The sequence below is a fragment of the Hornefia porci genome, assembly GCF_001940235.1.
GTDB lineage: Bacteria > Bacillota > Clostridia > Peptostreptococcales > Anaerovoracaceae > Aminicella > Aminicella porci.
The window spans coordinates 1,475,718-1,495,545 of record NZ_MJIE01000001.1 but is presented as its reverse complement, the minus strand read 5'-3'; the positions used below and the strand labels follow the sequence as shown (position 1 = coordinate 1,495,545).

General features: G+C 53.4%; 18 protein-coding genes. 9 read left to right on the top strand and 9 right to left on the bottom strand.

Going from position 1 to position 19,828, the window contains the following annotated elements:
* Positions 1-195 precede the first annotated feature (195 nt).
* Complete coding sequence (locus tag BHK98_RS07160) at positions 196-768, top strand: hypothetical protein (protein WP_075712876.1); 573 nt, start codon at positions 196-198, stop codon at positions 766-768.
* 139 nt (positions 769-907) lie between these two features.
* On the opposite strand, the gene BHK98_RS07155 is transcribed toward BHK98_RS07160, so the two are convergent.
* Positions 908-2,353: a 4Fe-4S dicluster domain-containing protein gene (locus BHK98_RS07155; RefSeq protein ID WP_075712874.1), complete on the bottom strand. Its 1,446-nt coding sequence runs from the start codon at positions 2,351-2,353 to the stop codon at positions 908-910.
* A gap of 272 nt (positions 2,354-2,625) precedes the next feature.
* On the opposite strand from BHK98_RS07155, the gene BHK98_RS13950 reads away from it, so the two are divergent.
* Entirely contained in the window at positions 2,626-2,751 is a 126-nt protein-coding gene (locus BHK98_RS13950) for a hypothetical protein (RefSeq protein ID WP_281247617.1), read from the top strand.
* 203 nt (positions 2,752-2,954) lie between these two features.
* Here BHK98_RS13950 and BHK98_RS07150 read toward each other — a convergent pair whose 3' ends face one another.
* Positions 2,955-3,848 carry a LysR family transcriptional regulator gene (locus BHK98_RS07150; protein WP_075712872.1) on the bottom strand — a complete coding sequence of 298 codons (894 nt, stop codon included), beginning with the start codon at positions 3,846-3,848 and terminating at the stop codon, positions 2,955-2,957.
* Positions 3,849-4,137: 289 nt separating this feature from the next.
* Between BHK98_RS07150 and BHK98_RS07145 the strand changes: the two genes are divergently transcribed.
* The 3 genes from BHK98_RS07145 (at position 4,138) to BHK98_RS07135 (ending at position 8,024) form a co-directional block, all read left to right on the top strand.
* Positions 4,138-4,938: a dimethylarginine dimethylaminohydrolase family protein gene (locus tag BHK98_RS07145; RefSeq protein ID WP_245796844.1), complete on the top strand. Its 801-nt coding sequence runs from the start codon at positions 4,138-4,140 to the stop codon at positions 4,936-4,938.
* A 230-nt stretch (positions 4,939-5,168) separates the two neighbouring features.
* On the top strand, positions 5,169-6,605 hold the full coding sequence (locus BHK98_RS07140) for a basic amino acid/polyamine antiporter (protein WP_075712868.1): 1,437 nt from the start codon (positions 5,169-5,171) through the stop codon (positions 6,603-6,605).
* A gap of 273 nt (positions 6,606-6,878) precedes the next feature.
* A complete protein-coding gene (locus BHK98_RS07135) occupies positions 6,879-8,024 on the top strand; it encodes a YkvI family membrane protein (RefSeq protein ID WP_143404558.1) in 1,146 nt (381 codons plus the stop codon).
* 235 nt (positions 8,025-8,259) lie between these two features.
* On the opposite strand, the gene BHK98_RS07130 is transcribed toward BHK98_RS07135, so the two are convergent.
* Positions 8,260-9,111 (bottom strand): response regulator, encoded by an 852-nt coding sequence (locus BHK98_RS07130; RefSeq protein WP_075712864.1) that lies wholly within the window; start codon positions 9,109-9,111, stop codon positions 8,260-8,262.
* Positions 9,108-10,400 (bottom strand): sensor histidine kinase, encoded by a 1,293-nt coding sequence (locus tag BHK98_RS07125; RefSeq protein ID WP_083628117.1) that lies wholly within the window; start codon positions 10,398-10,400, stop codon positions 9,108-9,110. Before BHK98_RS07125 ends, BHK98_RS07130 begins: the two co-directional genes overlap by 4 nt.
* A gap of 226 nt (positions 10,401-10,626) precedes the next feature.
* Here BHK98_RS07125 and BHK98_RS07120 point away from each other — a divergent pair, with 226 nt between their 5' ends.
* Entirely contained in the window at positions 10,627-11,979 is a 1,353-nt protein-coding gene (locus BHK98_RS07120; RefSeq protein WP_075712862.1) for a hypothetical protein, read from the top strand.
* Positions 11,980-11,999: 20 nt separating this feature from the next.
* Here BHK98_RS07120 and BHK98_RS07115 read toward each other — a convergent pair whose 3' ends face one another.
* A complete protein-coding gene (locus tag BHK98_RS07115) occupies positions 12,000-13,331 on the bottom strand; it encodes an ATP-grasp domain-containing protein (RefSeq protein ID WP_075715060.1) in 1,332 nt (443 codons plus the stop codon).
* Positions 13,332-13,525: 194 nt separating this feature from the next.
* On the opposite strand from BHK98_RS07115, the gene BHK98_RS07110 reads away from it, so the two are divergent.
* Together BHK98_RS07110 and BHK98_RS07105 are read left to right on the top strand one after the other, a co-directional pair.
* Complete coding sequence (locus BHK98_RS07110) at positions 13,526-14,410, top strand: DMT family transporter (RefSeq protein ID WP_143404557.1); 885 nt, start codon at positions 13,526-13,528, stop codon at positions 14,408-14,410.
* Positions 14,411-14,616: 206 nt separating this feature from the next.
* On the top strand, positions 14,617-14,979 hold the full coding sequence (locus tag BHK98_RS07105; protein WP_143404556.1) for a hypothetical protein: 363 nt from the start codon (positions 14,617-14,619) through the stop codon (positions 14,977-14,979).
* 174 nt (positions 14,980-15,153) lie between these two features.
* Here BHK98_RS07105 and BHK98_RS07100 read toward each other — a convergent pair whose 3' ends face one another.
* The 4 genes from BHK98_RS07100 to BHK98_RS07085 form a co-directional block, all read right to left on the bottom strand.
* Positions 15,154-16,464 carry a DUF1015 domain-containing protein gene (locus BHK98_RS07100; protein ID WP_075712856.1) on the bottom strand — a complete coding sequence of 437 codons (1,311 nt, stop codon included), beginning with the start codon at positions 16,462-16,464 and terminating at the stop codon, positions 15,154-15,156.
* 156 nt (positions 16,465-16,620) lie between these two features.
* Positions 16,621-17,406: a tRNA threonylcarbamoyladenosine dehydratase gene (locus BHK98_RS07095; RefSeq protein WP_075712854.1), complete on the bottom strand. Its 786-nt coding sequence runs from the start codon at positions 17,404-17,406 to the stop codon at positions 16,621-16,623.
* 756 nt (positions 17,407-18,162) lie between these two features.
* Positions 18,163-18,447 (bottom strand): hypothetical protein, encoded by a 285-nt coding sequence (locus BHK98_RS07090; protein WP_216858784.1) that lies wholly within the window; start codon positions 18,445-18,447, stop codon positions 18,163-18,165.
* Between the two features lie 197 nt (positions 18,448-18,644).
* Complete coding sequence (locus BHK98_RS07085) at positions 18,645-19,028, bottom strand: helix-turn-helix domain-containing protein (RefSeq protein ID WP_075712850.1); 384 nt, start codon at positions 19,026-19,028, stop codon at positions 18,645-18,647.
* A 437-nt stretch (positions 19,029-19,465) separates the two neighbouring features.
* Between BHK98_RS07085 and BHK98_RS07080 the strand changes: the two genes are divergently transcribed.
* On the top strand, positions 19,466-19,702 hold the full coding sequence (locus BHK98_RS07080) for a hypothetical protein (RefSeq protein WP_075712848.1): 237 nt from the start codon (positions 19,466-19,468) through the stop codon (positions 19,700-19,702).
* Positions 19,703-19,828 lie beyond the last annotated feature (126 nt).

Genomic DNA, 19,828 nt, shown 5'->3' with positions numbered 1-19,828 from the left:
GAGGCCGAAGCACCGGACGAGATATTAACCTCACACAGAGACGAAACCCCTCTCCCTGGTGCACCGGTCTCTTCGCGTTAGGCCGCAAGCCGCTAACGGGAACATTCAGCCACAATACACCGTCCCTTCGCAATATCAACATAATTGGAATCCAGAATATGAGATGGAATTATCATATAAAACAAGGAGAATGCAATGAGCAAGAACACAACAAAAAAGAAATCCGGCAGCGTAATCGTATGGGTCTTTTATATCCTGGCGATTCTGATGCTGGCACTGACCTGCTACATGGTATACTCAGCCATTTCTTATCTGGCAAATTATGCGTCCCAGTACGGAACGACACTTTCCAGCATGAAGGGCGACGTATTCCAGTACACACTCCAGCAGGCGGCGCCGTATCTGACGTATACGATCTTGATTTTCGGTATCGGTAAAGTCCTCGACACGGTGAACAAAATTGTTCCCGCCGGGAGTGCAGCATCCGGGGCGACGACCTCAGATGCTCTGTCGAAGAAGTCCGTGAAACCGAAAGAAGCTGCGGAGACCGCTGCTGCAAGCAAGGCGAAGACAAAGGAGACCGCTGAGAAGGATGCAGACGCCGATGCTGAAAAGGCTGCGGACAACGCTGCGGAAGGCACAAAGACCGGGGACGATACAGAGGCCGCGGATGATGCAAAGACTGAAGACGATGTGAAAAAAGGGAATACTTCCGATGACGCAGATGACGGAAACAAGACGAACAAAAAGTCCTCGAAGAAAAAATAGATCGAAGCAGAAATAAGAAAAAAAGGGACGCTGCCCGGACTGTAAAACAGGAGTCCGGGGCCGCGTCCTTTTCAGTTGCACCGTGATGTATAATCTGCTGCACCGCTCTCATTAACCGTTCTGGCTTGACCGTCCGCGTCTATCGGTGACTGTCGAAAGCAGATCGGTCGATGTTCTCGATGTTCGAGGAAATCGTGCGTTCGTCACTGGCCGACAGCAGAGCCTCTCTCGCCCGCTTTGCCTTAGGTCCGGAATCATAGCCGCATGGGCCGTTGAAGCATCCGCCGTCGCAGAACATCCCTTCGATGAACTGAGCGTCCAGCTTACCAAGCTTCGCCAGCTCCAGTGTTTTCTTCAGCTCCCGGTGTCCGCTTACACGCGCGATACGCAGTTCACCGTCGAAGCCCTGCTCTCGCAGATACTCCTCACAGGCGTCGGCAACGCCTCCCGCAGAGGCATAGCGCTTTCCGTAGATGCTGCTTTGTTGATACTCATCCTCCCGCGCTTCGAAATGCACGTCCTTCGCCAGCATCATCGCCTCGAATTCATTGAAGGTCAAAGCATAATCCGCATTTCCCGGTATGTTCTCGTACTGAACCTCTGCTTTCTTCGCCATGCAGGGGCCTACAAAGACCGTGACGGCGTAGGGCTCTCTGGCCTTGATCATGCGGGACAGCTGGCACATGGGGCTGACCGTCGTGGAGATAGCGCCCGCCAGCTCCGGATAGAATTTTCGTATGTAATTAACAAAAGCAGGGCAGCAGGACGTCGTCTTCAGTTCGCCTGTTTTCAGTGCCTCTCTCCATTCCTCCGCCTCTGAAGCCGTGGTGAGGTCCGCACCCAGCCCGACCTCGAAAAGGTTGTCGAAGCCCAGATGTTTCGCGGCCTTTCGCCAGCTTGCGATGGTGATCTCCTTCCCGTACTGGCCTTCCATCGCGGGCGCCAGCAGCACGTATACCGAACGCTTGGATTTGATGGCTTCGATAACCTGTACGATGGAGCTCTTCCCGGTGATGGCCGCGAAAGGGCAGTTATGCACACATTGGCCGCACTGGATGCATCTGTCAGTATCAATTTTGGCCAGGCCGTACTCGTCATAGGTCAAAGCATCCACAGGGCATGCGGATTTACACGGCCGGCGGATATGGACGATGGCATTATACGGACATGCCCGCGCACACATTCCGCATTCCTTGCATTTGTAGCGGTCGATTTCAGTAAAATTCTTCCCCGGAATCACCGCGTCGAACCGGCACGCCTCCACGCAGGATTTCCCTACGCAGTTCTGGCAGTTGTCAGTCACCAGATAACTGGAAATCGGGCAGTCCGCGCAGGCAGGGTCGATGACCTGAACGATGTTGCCGTTGTCATTCTCCTCCGGCGCCTTGCCCATCGCCGTCCGAACCCTCTGCCGCGTAATTTCCCTCTCCCGGTAAACACAGCACCGGTGCTCCGGAAGCGGCCCCGGACAAAGCTGCTCCGGCAGATACTCATACTTCTCCTCCAGCACACCCTCAAAAGCCAGCCGTGCGACTTCACGCCACACCTCGTGTTTGATCTGAATAATATTAACGTCAGCGTTCATGCTACTCCTCTCCTGCAAGCACAAAATAAAACCCGATATGCGTCCCGCATCCTCATTCCGCAGGTCGACGACGACCGGTCGGCGAGTGTTGTCCCGCAACACCTTCGCATCCGACGCCCTGCCGCATTTCGAATGTTATAAACAAAATGTTGATGACAATATTTTATCAGAAATGCTGCCAATCATCAATTCTGGTTTTCAAGGTAATGACACAGCAATAGTCCGGAATTGCGACAGTTACTTGCAGCGTCAATTATTGCAGCAGGATTATAATGGATGCAATACAAAATTACGGTGCGGGCAGAGCATTTCGAAGTGCGGGCAGGAGCATTTCGAAGTGCGGGCAGGAGCAGAAGCCGCTCCGCGCCGGATGTCCGGAAAGCGGAACAACTCTGTAAATTCCCTCAGCCGTTTCGGTGAGCGGCACGGTTTCGAAAAATAAACCCACTTGAACGATAGGAGTTGCCACAAAATCGAAAAAAACCAAAAATGTTGCAGATTTTCTAATCAATGTACCCCAGAAGGGCTTTGATATCGCCAATTTACGATATAACGTGATAACTCTATCGCCGGAAGATCACCCCACTGCCCGTCCGCTGCTCTACCTCACCGTCCGCGCCGCATATTCGTTTCTGACCCAGTCGCAGATGCAGTCGTAGAATTTTCGGGCCGCGGCGGAAAGGTACTGTCGGCCGCGGCAAGCGACGCCCAGGTCCCGGTGGCCGGGCGGATCCAGCGGAACTGCAGTGATTCGACGGTCGAAACCCTGAAGCATCATCATGGACATCAGGCTTGTTCCCAGGCCCTGTTCGACCATGGCGATGACGGCGTGATCGTCACTTTCCATGAATTTTGTATCCGGCTGAATTCTGTTTTGTGCGAGGATGGCGGTTATCTCATCCTCCACGCCCTCGTACAGTGCGATGTACGGGAGCCGGGGCAGCTCTGCGATGGGGAAGGTGGACAGCTTTGCATGTGGATCGCTGTCGGCGAAAATGCTGACGATGGGGTCCCGATATAAAAAATCAGAATCCAGTTCCGGTGCGCCCGGATAGGCGATAAATCCGACATCCACCCGCCCGTCGAGGATCCAGGCGTTGATTTGCTCGTCAGTGCCGTGAAGCAGTTCAAACCGTATGCCGGGATATTCTTTGCGGAACTGCTTGATGATGCCGGGGAGCCACTGCGCGGAGACACTGTTGAAGGTGCCGACGCGAATCAGGCCTTCCCGCAGACCGGTGATTTCGTCGATGCGTTCATTCAGTCGGAGCTGATCGTTCATGACCGTTCGAATAAGCGGCATCAGAAGCTGTCCCTCCGCGGTCAGGCGGACTCCGCTGCGGCCACGAAGCAGAAGCTTTACACCCCATTCCTGCTCCAGAGAATTAAGCGCACGCGTGAGACCGGACTGGGAGTAGCCCAGCTCGCGAGCGGCTTCGGTCATGGTGCCGCTTTCTACAGCCCGAACCAGCGCTTCGTACTGCGTAATATTCATATGTGCCTCCTTCTGAATGACCTGCATCAAGATTCTTGCGTGTGTTGTTCGTCGTAGAACTTGCGGATGCTGCACATTTCATGCAAAATACGCATGGAAAATATGATTAAGTTGCGTTTGACGAATATCTAAGCCTATTATATAGTAAACGTATGAAAAGTCAATTCGCTTTCCGCAGACTTGATTGGAGAGCTCCGCGAGATAGCCGGAGATCGCTCGAAGGCTGTTGGCCGGGGGCGGAGCCCGGCGAACAGGATTTTGCAGAGGAAGCAGCGCAGAAGCTGTAAAGATGAGTAGAGAAAACGAGGAGGTTATGATGTTTACTAAAGCGATTACAAGGAAGCCGTGCCGTGCGCTGATCGATGGAATCACGACGGCAATGTATGACGATGCGACGCCGGTTTATGAAAAGGCTGTCGAGGAGCATGACACTTATGTCGCCACACTGAAGGAACTCGGACTCGAGGTTGAGGAACTGGACGCGGATGAGAGATACCCGGATTCCTGTTTCGTGGAGGATCCGGCGGTGGTTATGGAGCGCTGCGCCATCATCACCAATCCGGCGAGAGATTCCAGGAACGGTGAGAAGGATGAGATTCTGCCGGTGATTAAAAAGTTCTACAGCGATGATCAGATTTTCTTCATCGAGGCGCCGGGAACAATGGAAGGCGGAGATGTGATGAGAGTCGGCGATCATTTCTATATCGGGCAGTCTGAGCGCACTAACGCGGAAGCGGCGAAACAGTTCAACGACATCGTGACAAAATTCGGCTACACATCCTCCACGGTTCCCGTGACAGAGGGGCTGCATCTGAAGGATTTCGTGATTTATCTTGAGAACAATAACATGCTGGTGAGTCCGGTCATGAACGAGCAACCGGCATTCAAAGACTTCAACCGCTATGTGGTGGAGCCGGATGAGCTCTATGCCATTAACAGCCTGTACATCAACGGAACCGTCATCGTACCGGAGGGATATCCCAAGACACAGAAGTATATTGAAGAGCTGGGCTATCCCGTGAAACTGGTAGACACCAGTGAGTTCCGGAAAATTGACGGCAGTCTGACCTGCCTTTCTCTGCGGTTTTAAGCGGATGTTCGCCGACATTCCCGGCTTAATGAGCGCTGACGGCAGTTTGTCAGCAGCGCCGCGGCGCACCATCCAATGGAAGGGTGCGCCGGCAGGCTACCGAATATGCTCTTTGTATTATTGATATTTCAAGCATATTCGGTAGCTGAGCACGTATTAATGTAAGATGGGGAGAGGATCGCCGTGCGGCGGTCCTCTCTGTGAAATCAGGAGTTCTGGAGGATTCAGTTATGGAACAAGAAGAAAAAAAGCTTGGTGTCGTGAAGCTGACGTTTTTCGCCATCGGCACGACTCTGGCGACCGGAGTTTTCAGTATTTCCGGGGACTTTGCCGCAGCGGGCGCGCATGCGGGTGCGGTGCTGATCGGATGGGGAATCTGCCTTGTCGGAATGCTGGGCCTGGCGATGACCTTTTATAAACTGAGTGTCGTGCGGCCGGACCTGACAAGCGGAATATCCAACTACGCGAGAGAAGGATTCGGGCAGTATATCGGCTTCATCTCCGCGTGGGGCTACTGGATCAGCGCGGTGCTGGCACAGGTAACCTTTGTGGCGCTGCTGTTCGCCGCACTGGGGAATTTCTTCGCGGTCTTCGGAGAAGGGAATAATCTGGCGTCCGCCGCAGTCGCCTCCATCTTCATCTGGGCGCTGACCTGGCTCGTGTACCGCGGCGTGAATGCGGCGGTGGGACTGAACATGTTCGTCGTCATCGTCAAGATGATCCCGATTATTTTCGCGATTCTGGCGATCATCCTTGCAGGTGCGTTCAAATGGGAGAACTTCACGGCGAACTTCTGGGGCGCTTCGGACAGCGGTTCTTTGTTCGCACAGATTAAATCCACGGTACAGATTACCGTATGGACCTTTGTCGGCATTGAAGGCGCGGTGGTTCTCTCCGGCCGCGGCAGAACGACGAAAGCCGCAGGACAGGCCACAATCTACTCGTTCCTGTCGCTGATCGCGCTGTACATTCTGATTTCCGTTCTCAGCATGGGCGCGGTTCCCTTCGACGTACTGGCGAAGCTGAGCAATCCTCCTCTGGCCGGCGTTATGGAATATGTGGTCGGTCCCTGGGGCGGCGCGCTGGTCAACATCGCGGTCATCATGTCCCTGATCGGAGCCATGCTCCCGTACGTGATTCTTTGTACAGACAGCTCCTACGAACCTGCGAAGCAGGGAATCTTCCCGCGGTTTCTGACAAAGATGAGCCGGCACAACACGCCGGTCTGGTCGATTGTGGGCACGTCGCTGGTGGTTCAGCTGTTTATCGTCATCATGTATTTCAACAGCAGCACCTATCAGATTCTGTATGCGCTGTCCGCCAGCACGATTATGTTTCCGTATGTCTTTTCCGCCTGCTTTTACCTCAAGCTCTGCTGCAGAGGCGAGGGGCTGGAGCCGGGGAACAAAAACAGATTCGGTATGTGGCTGACCGCCGTCATCGGCACCGTTTACGGGTTCTGGCTGCTGTACGGGAGCGGCTGGCAGTACATCCTGATTACCAGCACACTGTATTTCCCGGGCACGATTCTGTTCTGCATAAGCAAGAGGGAACGGAATCGGAAGATTTTTGAAACAAAGACAGACTGGGCGGCGTTCCTTCTGGTCGGAGTTCTGTTCGTCATCTCGCTGGTGTGCCTGAAGACCGGCGCGATTCAGCCGTTCTGATTCGGCCGCTCGCCGGCATCCCCGGCGTCTCGGCGGCGTTCTCCGACATCCCCGGCGGCCGCTCGCCGACATCGCCGGCATCCCCGACCGCTCGCCGCTTTCCCCCGGCCTGCGATTCCTCTCCGCAGGTTCTGCGGGGATTTTTTTGAATTTTTTTATTTCCTTTCTGTTATTTTCTGAAACCCCGTGAAACCGGATTCGTATAGTATACGCAAACAAGGAGAAAATCAGACAATTTTAACAATTGCAAAAACGAATTGGGGCGTGAAAGTAATGAAGAACAGTGTAAGTATTGGTAATGTGTTTAAGTTTGCAGGCGCGTATGTGGCCTGTGCCATCGGATCCGGATTCGCTACGGGGCAGGAGGTCATGCAGTTCTTCTCCGCGCAGGGATTCTGGAGCATCGCGGGAACCGTGGTGACCACCATCGTCTTTTCCTGGGTCGGAGCCATGTTCATGAAACACGGATATGAACAGCAGATGGACCGTCCGGGAACAATCATCAGTTATTACTTCGGGGAACGTTTAGGCAAAGTATGTGAGATCGTCTTCCAGGTATTCATTTTCGGAATCTATGTCATCATGATCGCGGGAGCGGGCGCGACGCTGGCGCAGCACTTCGGGCTGAACCCGGCGGTAGGTCGTGTGGGCATGGCCGCGCTTGCCTTCTTCACTGTCATCCTGGGAATCACCAGGCTGACGGATATTCTGGGAAGTCTGGGAACCGTGATCATCGTGTTCTCCGTAGGCATCGGTCTTTACAGTTTCCTGTCCGGCACGACGGGAATAGCTGCGGCGGCGGAAATCATTCCGACTCTGGATATCATAAAGACGCAGGGAGGATGGCTGTGGTCCTCGATTCTGTACCCGGCCTTTAACGCTATCATCGTCATCATGCTGTCCTGCAGCATCGGTAAAAGTGCGAACAGTGCCAGGGAAGCGGCTCTGGGCGGAACGCTGGGCGGCGTTCTGTTCGGCGCGGGCGTGCTTACCCTGAATCTGGGGCTGATGGCGAACATTCAGGATATCTACTCATCGGCAGTGCCGACACTGGTGCTTGCCGGCCGGCTGAATCCTGTTTTCGGCGTTATCTTTTCCATCATCATCTGCTGCGGGATTTACACGACGACGGTGCCGATGCTGTGGAGTGTCGTGCGGACCTTCGCGGAGGAGGGAACAAAGAAATTCGTACTGCTTTCTCTGGCAGTCACCGCCGTCGGTCTGGTTCTGGGAATGACGAATTTCAAGACACTGGTTAATATCATCTATCCGCTGAGCGGTTATGTGGGACTGATTCTGTTCGGATTCATCGCGTACCGCGAATGGCAGGCGCACGGGAAAACAGTGCAGCCGGGGATGCCGAAACAGGCTGCCGGCGCGGCGGAATACGTCAGAGAGGAGCGTGAGGGCGTTGCGTAAGAAGCATATTATCACGATCGCGGAGCGGACCGAGCCGATCGTCCGCTGAGGCGGAACAAAAAAGACACCTTTTAACACATTTTATAACAGCCGGCGGGAACGGCGACGCAGAATCAAAGCGGCGCGCAGTTCCCGCCGGCTGCTGCGTGCATGTCGACAGCCGCGTGCGATCGCTGAGCGGCGTCTCCGGAAATCTCTCCGGCCCATGCCCGCCGGCTGCTGTGTGCGCACCGGACTACTCCACGCAGGCGCTGACCAGTGCAGCGATGAATTTCCGGATCCGTACATTTCCGTGCCGGCTGCTTTTTCCGCGGATGAAATCCATTTCCCGGCGGATCTGCTCGAAGCTGTACAGGCTGCTGGCGTACTCATCGAATATTTCGCTGCCGTAGTCGTCCAGTCCCAGGTGCGCCAGATTTGACAGTCCCGCCGCGGCCGCGCGGCGGATTCTTTGTTCCATAGATTTGGGGGAATCGGAGAAACGCCCGCAGATTTCCTTCAGCGTCATTCCGGAAAGCTCCTCCTCATGGCCGCAGAAGTAGCTGACGACGATAATGATGTCCTCGCAGCCCAATTCCCCGGAGAGCCCGAGATCCTGAAGAATGTGACGGAGCCGTTCGGGTGTTCCGCCGCCGTGTTCCTTTGTATCGGTCTGACGCCCGCCCTCCGGCGCAGCGCCTGCGAAAATGTCCCGGACCTGATCCATGGCGCGGAGCAGATTCTGCTTCTGTGAGACGTTCTCGATGACCTGGCGGACTTCCACGGCATTGACCGGCTTCTGGATGAAAAATTCGACTCCCGCATCGTAGGCCCGGGCGATCATGTCCTTGGAGGAGACCTGGGAGAGCATGATGAAGGCGGCGGAGGGCAGAATCCGTCTGGCTTTTTGTACAAAAGAGATTCCGTCGATGTCCGGCATGAGCAGGTCTGCGATGACGATGTCCGGCTCCAGATAAGGCAGATCCTCCAGGGCGTCGGCCGCATTGTGGGAAACTCCGCAGACCTTTCCCAGCGACTGCTCCTCGATGATGATGTTCAGGATGTCGGTGACCGAAGGGTCATCGTCAATCAGAAAGAGTCGTGTCATGTGGCTTCCTCCATTCTTTCCTTAGGAATGGTGATAACAAAGGCTGCGCCGCCTGGGGAATCGGGCAGGCGGATCGTGCCGCCCAGATTTTGTTCCACCATATCCTTCACGATGCACAGTCCCAGGCCGCGGTTCACAGCTCCTGTCTCGTAATTGACCTTTGTGGAGAAGCGGGGGCTGAAAATCCGGTCGCGGTACTTGATCGGAATCCCCGGACCGTTGTCGTGCACGGTGAAGATGTAACTGCGTTCTCCTTCTGTTTCCGTAATGCTTACCGCGCAGGTGCGCTTCTGCGCCGCCTCGACGGCGTTGGTAATCAGATTATGAAAAATCGAAAGGAAAAGATAGGGCTCCCGGGTGTACAGCCGGTTTTCGCTCTCCATGGTAATCAGAGGAACCCGCCCGGAATCGGCGTATTCGTCCCGGACCGACTGAGTTAGGATGGTGAAGATTTCCGTCAGCAGCATGCCGTCGGATTCCGTTTCGCTCTGCATGGCTTCCGACAGCCCACGCTGGATAAGGATGTATTCCTTCTTGATTTCGTGTACGTCCTTGGCGACACTCAGAGCCTGCCGGGCCTGCCGCTCGCTGTCCGGACCTCCGGAGTTCAGAAGATCGGTGTACAGGGCGTAGGAGGTGTTCATGGTCTCTTCAATCATCGCGGCGTTTTTGTTCATCCAGACGGTCTCTCCCTTCAGGCGGGAGATCAGCATGATCAGACGCTGATAGCGTTCCGCGTGCGTCCGGGTCAGGAGCATGATACGGTAGCGGTCCAGAGAAGCCAGAACAACGGTGAGAATCAGACCGCGGATGCCGGCGACGACAATCAGGACGAGCTGAGAATCCAGGGCGTAGGAGGCGGTCTGTATGCGGGCGAAAAGCTCCAGCGCGTTGGACAGATAGTCGATGCACATGACGCCCGGAATGAAGAGGAGAAGCTTCCGCCGGTGACGGATGAGATGATCGAACAGGAAAAGCAGAAGCCCCAGCGCGAAGTAGAAGATGATCTCCGGCATGTAATCGTCTGCCGCTCCGGAGGCGCTGCCCGTCTGCACGGCGTGAATCAGTACGCGGCTCCCGAAGATTCCGAATCCGGAGAGCAGCGACAGCGGCAGGATCGCCACATCGTCAAGCAGGTACATGAAGGCTGGGAGACAGACCGTCGCCAGAGAGATGGTGAAGGTTTCCGTGAAGATATGGAGATTAATCTGGGCGACACAGATAGTGATCAGGCTCAGAATGAGAGTCTGCCGGATCTGTCCTTTCAGATGAGATGACATGGCGTTCATGACAGGTGCTCCTCCTTATGCTGTCATTATATCACACTCCGGGCCGTGTGTCCGCGGCAAATCCTTCGATTAGGCCCCGTCTCTGTTTCGTGCGCTGCTCCGGCCTCCGGCTGTGTCCGGGACGAATCCGGTTAATCCGGCCGTCCGGGTTTCAGAATCGTGAAAGGTGGTATACAAAAACATATTTTAATGCGTGTGATGCGCGAGGTAACGCGGGGAGAGTGAAGTGGACAACAACAGAGAAAACTGGAAAGCGGTCAGCCGCCATTTGTTTGACGGAAATTTCGGGCTGGAACGGGAAACGATGAGGATCGATGAACGGGGAGCGCTGGCGCAGTCGGCGCATCCTTTCGCCAGCAGCGGTCATATCAGCCGCGATTTCAGCGAAAATCAGACGGAGTTTATTACCGGGATCCGGCAGACGCCGGAGGCTGTATGTGAAGAGCTGGAGCGGCTTCACCGCAGAGCGCTCCGGAAGCTCAGCGCACATCCCGGCGGTCCGGAGTATCTGTGGCCCTTTTCAAATCCTCCGCGGATTTTCAGTGACAGCGACAATCCGGTGGCGCAGTTCAACGGCGATTCCCGCTGGAAGACAGAGTACCGGAAGTATCTGAAGGGAAAATACGGAAGCCGGCTGATGCTGTACAGCGGCGTTCATGTAAACTTTTCTTTTTCTGAGGAATTCCTGCAGGCCCTGTACGAGCAGTGCTGCATCGGTATTGAAGACCGGACCAGTTTCGTAAATCACGTGTATCTGGATCTGAACGCCTGGGGAACACGGTACGCCTGGCTTGTCGTGTATCTGACCGCGGCCAGCCCGGTTTATCACAGCTCGCTGACCGGCGGCCGGAACGAGCGGGAGCCGGCCGGATCTGAGGCATCAGGAACGTCGGCGACTCCGAGTGCGCCGGGAGCATCAGGAACCGTGAAGAGCCGGTACGCCAGTCCACGATGCGGATGGGACGGGTACTGGAACACCTTCGACCCGATTCTGGATTATTCGGATCTCGGCTCCTATGTGGAATCGATTTTGAAATATGTGGAAAGCGGTGCGCTGCTGTATCCCGCGGAGCTTTATTATCCGGTACGCATCAAGCCGATGGGGAGATACAGTCTGGATACACTGCTGCATTACGGCGTGAATCATATTGAATTCCGTACTGTGGATGCGAATCCCTTCGAGCCCGCCGGCGTGTGTGTGGAGGATGTGCGTTTTCTGCACCTTCTGATTCTGTATCTGCTTTTCAGACCGGACAGAAAATTTACGGAAGAGGAACAGAAGCAGGCGCTGGCGGACATGAAGACTGCCGCACTGATGGATGACGGGGTGATTCTCTCCGGCGGGCTGTCTGTTCATGACAGTGCTGTCCGCGCGCTGGCGGAGATACAGCGGTTCTTCCGGGAGCGGGAGATGGGTGAGGCGGATCGGGAGCGCGTCATGGAAACGCTGGAATACCAGAAGGCCAAGCTGGTTCGGGGCGGCCGCTATGCAGACCGCGTCGTGGCGGATTTCGGAGAGGACTATCAGGAACGGGGTCTGGCGCTGGCAAAAAAATACGCGGCAGAGCTGCTGGGATAAGCCGCTCGCCGCTCCGGCGCCTAAATGTAATAGCTCGCCACGCTGCGCTCGTTTCCGTAGGAGACGATCAGTGTTTCGCGGGAAAGGCGGGTGTAGGCGCCTGCGTACTTTCCGTTGTAGGCGTAAAGTCCGGTCATGTTGATGTAGCTGTGGAACCGGCCGTCGCCGAACATGAAATCGATGTTCCGGCTTTCGTATGGATGGCAGTATTCCTGGCAGATGAAGCCGCTGCCGTAGTATTCGCGGCATATTTTCTCCCATTCCTCCGGGCTGTGGCCGAGTCCGTCGGCTACGCCGCTGGCGCCGTAGGAGTCGTTGGGCTTCAGGATGTACCGGTCCTTGTTGTTCAGAACCTCATCCAGCTCTATGCTTGCTGGTCCGAAATCACAGGTATAGGGAATATGTTCCCTGATGAAGGCTTTTTCTTTGTCGCTGAGGAATTCCTGTGTCCGGGGAAGGTGCATGATCGTGAAAAATGCTTTGTTATGAACCACCTGGGTTCGCAGTGATCCGGCAAGAAAGACGTGCCTGTCCCGTATCGCGTTTATCAGAGGCCGGACCTCGTCGAAATGTGCCATCAGATCGGAGGTTACCGCCCGGCGGTAGACCGCATCGATGACTGTACCGTCCTTTGTTCTCAGATGTTCTCCGTCGTAGCGAAGCTCCCGCGCGTCACAGACATGACAGTCGTAGCCGGCCTTCCGGAAGTGCCGGGCGAATTCCTGAAATTCGGTGAGGGTCCCGGTATCCAGAAAATCGACGACCGCGACAGCGGGATGGGCGACCCTGCCTTTGTACCCGGAGTAGATGTCCATGAACGCCGAGATCCAGGAATCGAAGAGTTCTCTCTGGGTCAGACCGTACTTCTGCCGGATGTACATATGAGCGGGATTATCCTCCATGAGCCGGTTCCAGACGACGTCCTCGTTCATGGCGCTGGTGCCGTCAGTGTTGATTTCACAAAACTTATAGCTCCCGGTGTCCTCGTTGTAGAAGATGTCGAAGCGGGCGACGGGCAGGGGCTGGTCGTAGCCCGGGTCAGTCAGAATCAGCTCCTCCAGCTCGCGGCTGAAGGGGAAAAGACTCCGGTAGCCGGCGTCGGCAAGGTAGCGGTGAATGACCTTGCAGCAGATGCTGTGCATGGTGGAGACGACATCGGCGAAGACCATTTCATCCTCCTTAGTGTAGATCTTCTGCATCGTCAGCGGACGCGCCAGCAGGTGACCGTTGCAGTACAAAGGTGAGTCCGGAAGCTTTTCCCGGATCGCCAGGCAGGCTGCTTTTACTTCGTCGTAATGCGCGGTGATATAGCGCTCGCAGTCCTCGTTGATTTCTTTTCGGGTATTTTTCATATTCATATCATTAGTATAGCAGAAAACTGATGAAAATGTTATAATATTTCGGGACGCTGCCGCGGGCGGAGAATTTCACACCGCCGGGCGGACGGCTTCAGGACGGCGAGACCGTAGGCAGGCGGCTTCAGGACGGCGAGACCGTGAACGGACGGCTGAAACAGGCATACAGGGGAGGTCAGAAAAATAATCGGATGAAAAAAAGTGTTGCGTATGGACTGGTGATGGTGGTTTCAGTATTCTGGGGGATGTCGTTTATTGTCCTGACACAGCTGTTGAAATGGCTGGGAACGATGGAGATTCTGGCACTCCGGTGGACGCTCGCGTCTGTTATTTTCGCGTGTCTGATCGGCGCGGGGCGAATCCGCATCAATCTGCGCGGGAAGAATGCGAAATTCCTGTTCCTCACAGGCCTCACAGAGCCGTGCATTTATTCTGTTTTTGAGATTTACGGTCTGAAATACTCTTCAGCTTCCATCAGTTCTATCTTTATCGCTACGATTCCGTGTGCAACACTGCTGGTTTCAATTTTGTTTTTTCACAAAAAACCCGGTCGGATGGGTGTACTCAGCATTCTTCTGGCGTTTGCCGGAGTTGTGGTGACTACTGTGTTTTCACCGGCGTTTATCGGCGGTGGTCAGACGCTTGGCTATCTGTTCATGACCGGCGCGGTGATGGCCGGCACTGTATTTGGCTTTTTCAGTTCTAAATCCGGGGAGGAATACGAGCCGATGGCCATTACGGCCATGATGTCGTTCATGGGAATGATTCTGTTTAATGGAATCTGTCTTCTGGAGGGCGGCTGGAGTCAGATGTATGTGACTTTTTTCACTCACTGGCAGGTGGCGGCGGGAATCGCATTCCTGGGAGTGTGCTGTTCTGTAATCTGCTACGCAGGATTCAATAAACTTCTTTGTACTTTGGATATTTCTATCGCGAATAATCTCACTTCTGCAATGATAACGATCATCGGCGTCGTCGCTGGGGTCACGGTCAACGGTGACCCGGCAGGTATCTACACCGTAATCGGACTGACGATGACCGTCAGCGGAGTCTGGCTGTCCTCGAAGAGCATGTAGAGGGCGGAGAATATGCAAAAATTGACGGACTTGTCAGAATATGATATAATTATTTTCAGGTTATAAGATCTTCGGCCCGTTTAATTCCTGCCGGACTGAATGGGTTCTGGGGATAATTGAAATTCAGCACCATGATGCGTGTTGCAAACAAAGGACACGACGAGGCGCTGCTGACAAACCGCGATGTGGTCAGGGGGGATAGAAAGATGATAGATATAACGACGGCTTTTTTTGACATACTGATTCTGGCAGGGTTTGCACTGCTGATGTTTCTGATAACGCGCATCTATAAAAAGATAACCGGTAAGGATCTGGATTTTTCAAAGACCTCGGCGGACTTTGAGAAGGAACGGCAGGAGCGCGATACCGGGCAGAAAAAGGCGGGGCTTGCGGAGCGCTATCTTAACGACGACAAGCTGACGAAGCGCTGGCAGAATGCACAGGACATGAAGCTGGCGAATGAAGGGAAGCTGCCGGTGGGAAACAAGGAGGATCGTTTCCATCTGACGCCGTCCGACCGGGATGTCGCTTCTGAGAGCACAAAGGAAAATAACGCAGAAAATGCATAGAGATGCGGTGTGGAAAGTGTCCGGAGAGAATCGGAGAAACCGGTCATGACCGAAACCGCAGTTGAAAGCAGTTGAAAAAAGAGCCGTTCAATGTGAACAGCTCTTTTTGAGTGTGAAGCCGCGACTTGCCGGATTGCCGGTCGGACGCGTTTTGTATGCGGTGCCGGATTTCCGCTATTTTCCGATGTAGCGGCTCTCGATGTAATATCTCTTCTCGTTGGCTTCGCCCATGGAGAATGTCTTGCGCGGCAGCGCGCCGTCTGCGGCAACCGCAGGGAACAGCATGGATTTGTCCATGGCCGGAAGCATGAATCCGGCGTTCCCGGGTTTGTCGGAAAGCGTCTCGACAGCCTTTGTGCCGTGAATATAGTCGATATCCGCATCCCCGCGTTCCTTGACGATAACGTCAAGCGCGTTCTGCAGCGCGCCGACCTCCAATTTGTTCGCGGGATGTTCCACGATAATCGTGCCCTTCTGCTCCGCCGTCAGATAAGGAATCGCGAAGCACCCCTCGCGCGCCTCGGCACCTTCCTCTGCCAGATGCGCACCGCCGTTCTGGGACGCCAGCAGCTCCACAGTCTCGTTGACCAGATCCATGCCGCTCTGACCTTTTTTGGCGAAGATCACGCGGTGAATTGGTTCGAATACGATGCCGTCGTCGTGGATGTTTTCGATCTCACAAAGTGCATAGCGGGCAGGATGTGTTTTCTGCTCCTCGGGGCTAAGTGTCTTCTTCAGGTTTTCCCAGTTGGTTTTGGCGGTAGCCAGGGAATGGTTCCCGTCTCCCATGGCCTGGAAGATGACGTTGCCGTCGCCGTATTTTTCAACGGCCTTGTCGTAGAGCTCCGAAAGTGCCTGGCGCATGCCCTCCAGATCGGCCTCTTTAATGAAATCGCCGGTGATATGGCCGCCCTCCAGCATCAGATCGGTATCGTAGATGCGTTTTTTCGGAGCGTTGACCAGCGGTTCGATGACGGTTTTGTCCGGATCGTCGATCAGAATCATGATGTGCGGCATTTCCAGCGGCGCACCCTCGCGGATTCGCAGGCGCGGCGGGATGCGCTCTACCACGGTCCCTTCCGTCGCACGGGTCAGAGATGTGGAGCCTTTGTTGAAGTCGTAGCTTTCCAGATCGGTGGCAATGACCAGACCGAGGCGGGTGCGGCCTGCGGCGGTCCGTTTGACCAGCATGCAGCCTGCCGGCAGCTTTTTCAGGATGCCGTGTTCGATGTAGTCGTCCATGGCTTTGCGGATATCACGGATGCGTTCCGCTTCGCCTTCCTTTTCCAGATAAATTTCCGGGAGCATCAGACGCAGAGTCGAAGGCGCGTCGCCCACGATTTTTTCCGCCTCCTGCCAGTATTCCGGCTCGGAAGTGTACTGGTCGCAGGCCACGACAGCCCATCTGCTGTAATCGGTCCCCTCCCGCGGAATCATGATCTCCGGGATGTGAAGTCCGAATTTTCCCCAATCGTATTTCGACATTATTAACCTCCTTTGTAATGAGATTCGATCATATCAGTTCAAATAATCCTATAGCTCAATTATAGATAAATTGTGTTGTAATTGCAATATAATTGTGACTACTGGCGGTCATCCCGAGGCGGTCATTCCCTGAGGCGTCCGGCGACGCTCGCACGACTACTGGCGGCCGCCCTTGACGCGTCCCTTCGGGTCGAAAGACGTCAGGTCACGAACGACTTCTGATGCGATCATCAGTCCTGCGGCGGCGGGCACAAAAGCCGTTGATCCCGGAACGCTTCTGCGCTGCAGGCAGGTTCGCTGAACTCCCGGCGGGCAGATGCAGTGGCTGTGGCACGAATTTGCCTCGCTGATGTAGGGCTTGATTGGAGGTTCCGTCGAATAGACAACCTTCAGTCCGCGAACGCCTCTTTTTTTCAGTTCTCTGCGCATGACCTTGGAAAGCGGATCCATTTCTGTTTTGTAAATGTCCGTGCATACCAGTCTGCCCGGGTCCACGCGGTTTCCGCAGCCCATGGCGGCAATGATGGGTACGCCGTGTTTCTGCGCCTGCATGACGAGATCCAGCTTCGCTGAAACGGTGTCGATGGCATCTACGATGTAGTCGTAGTGAACAAAATCAAATTCGGCTGCTTTCTCCGGCAGATAGAAGGTCTGGTGCTTGTGAACGGTCACATCGGGGTTGATCGAAAGGATGCGTTCCTCGCAAACGTCCACTTTCTGTCTGCCAACGGTATCTCTGGTTGCGATAATCTGACGGTTGAGATTGGTCAGACACACTTTGTCGTCATCAATAATGTCCAGCTCGCCGATTCCGCTCCGCGTCAACGCCTCCACCACGTATCCGCCCACGCCTCCGACGCCGAAGACCGCTACGCGACTTCTGTTCAGAATTTCCAGGGCTTCTGCTCCCATAACAAGTTCCATCCGCGAAAATTGATTCATTACTGTCTCCTACTGATATTCTGCTGATAAATTTACGGTAATATGTGTTTCTACGGGGCTGCGGAAGCCTGTCCTCGCTGTTCGACACGCAGAGCCCCTCCAGCGCTCGGCCGCTTGCCGGCGCCGAATCCTGTCTGAGGTCGGAGTCAATGCCGACGATCGGGAGCCCCTCGAGCCCGACAGAGATTGAATAAGCTGCGCTATTTAATAGTTTATCGCTATCCTTAGTTTTCGTAAAGTTATTTCTTTACGACGGCGGCGTGTTCTTTATGTGCGATCCCGACATGTGCGATATTCGAATGTTACCTGGCGACGATATCGATTGGTCTGACAGAACTGAATAAATTGACTGAGCAGGTCAACGCCCGATATGTCTTTGTCCGTCCAACACGCTGAATCCGTCTGACTTACTCAATCCGTTCAACCTGCTTAACTTATTCAACTTGCCAACTCACTCAACCTGTCAACAACTGACGAATAAATGGAGACAAAACGACTGTGAATGTGATCCGTTCAGGTACGGATCGGCGGAGGCGAGTTAGATGGCACTCAGGGTTGCCACATTTCTGGCTTTTTCCGAGAAATGTGGCAGATTTCAGGGCACTTTTACTATGTATAACATATATTTTGAGATGCACTCCAAAAAGTAGAGTTGAAAGAAGCAGCGGCCTTCCTCGCGAATGCAGGGCGAGAGTAAAGTTCGGTTTCATGTACGTACATCGTGAAGAATTCCGGATCGACAGGATGTTTATGAAGCTATTCTGAATCCGGAAGAGAGAGTCTCCGTTTCAGTTCATTTTCTGTCTCTGCGATCTCACGCTGAAGGGCATCGTATTTATCCTGCCTGAGTTCACCTCGCTCAAGCGGCTCCTTTGCCTGTTTCTGTGCTTCCTTTAAGCCTTCCAGTTTCTCTTTCGTCTGTCCGATGGATTCCTTCAGAAGTTTCTGTTTCTGCGAAAGAAGTGTCGTGTTCTTGAATTCTTCCGCCTCTACTTGCTGCGTTCCATTCAAATCGAGTGTGCTATCATCAATATAAACCACTTCTGTTTCGTCAATAGCAGTTTAGGTGTCCTGATTAGCCGTATCTTCCGATGTTGCAAAAGCAATGCTCGATAAAGAAAGCATCAATGCAAGGATGCACATGATTGAAATAGTTTTTCTCATATTAATTTGTCCTTTCCCATAATTACATGATTCTTAAAAACAACATATATAATAAACGCGTTTATTTTCTCTGGTTACATTCCTGCAGCAATGATCATCCAAAAAAGTATGTACGATATTAATGCCGCAAAGCCTGCGCCAATAACTATCAATACTATTTTTACAATTTTTAGGATTGTTTTTCGACTCCTGTTTTTTTCTGCAAGTTCTTCATTTAATAAAGCTAAAATTCTCGGATAATCATTTACCGGAACATCTTCTGCATCGTATCCAAGAAGCTCACTTACTGTAACGTCAAATATGTCAGCCATATTCGTTAGTATATCTGCATCAGGAACAGACATGCCATTTTCCCATTTTGACACAGTTTGTCGCGTAACCCCAAGCTTGTCAGCGAGTTGTTCCTGTGTCATGCCTATTTTTTTTCGTAATGTTTTTATTTTTTCATTGAGTGTCATGATTGTCGCAAACTCCTCTCATAATTGTCTTTCCTTTTCCTGCTTTAATTATGTTGCCTTAACCTCAATATATCAAGCAATGTTTTTTTACATTGAAATTGAGTTGTACAGCCCCTTTATTTCAAGCATTATCGATATCCCGTGAAGGCTTATAGCAACAAAATCAGACAGGATGTCACCCACACATTCTGATGAAGAGCCAAATTTTTAGCGCACATTCTGCCACATTTTTGGTTTTTTTGCGTTTTGTGGCAGATTTTCCCAACGATGTGAGTCAAAAGGAGTTTCCAGAAAATGGAGGATTATGCTTGCCTGCGTCGGGCCGGGGCTTTGTTGAAAAAACAAGGGCGGATTGGAAGTTTACAATTTTCTGATTCTAATGTAAAATATAACAACAGAAAGGAGGCGTCGAGTTACTCATTGGGGGAGGTGTTATTATGAGCAAGGAGAATATCTTGAGAAAGGCTTATAGGAACGCAACATTCAGAGGCGCGGTTTACCCCTCCGACGAGAAGGTCGCAAAAAAAATCATCGAAAACAACATGATGGAGTTTTTTGAACGATATGACCGGAACGTTACGATTGAGGAGATCCGATACTATATCAATGAGCAGTTCAACGACGTCTCACGTCTGAAATGGCCGGTTTGGCCAAAGAGAGAGCCGCGGACATAGTCCGTGGTTTTTTTTACAAAGAAAACCCTGCGCTGCAAAATGCTGTGAAGCAGTAAGCATTTCGCAGGCAGGGAGCATGCGGCCGGCGGCTGCTGGATCGTCACTTCACTCGTCGCCACTTCGCCA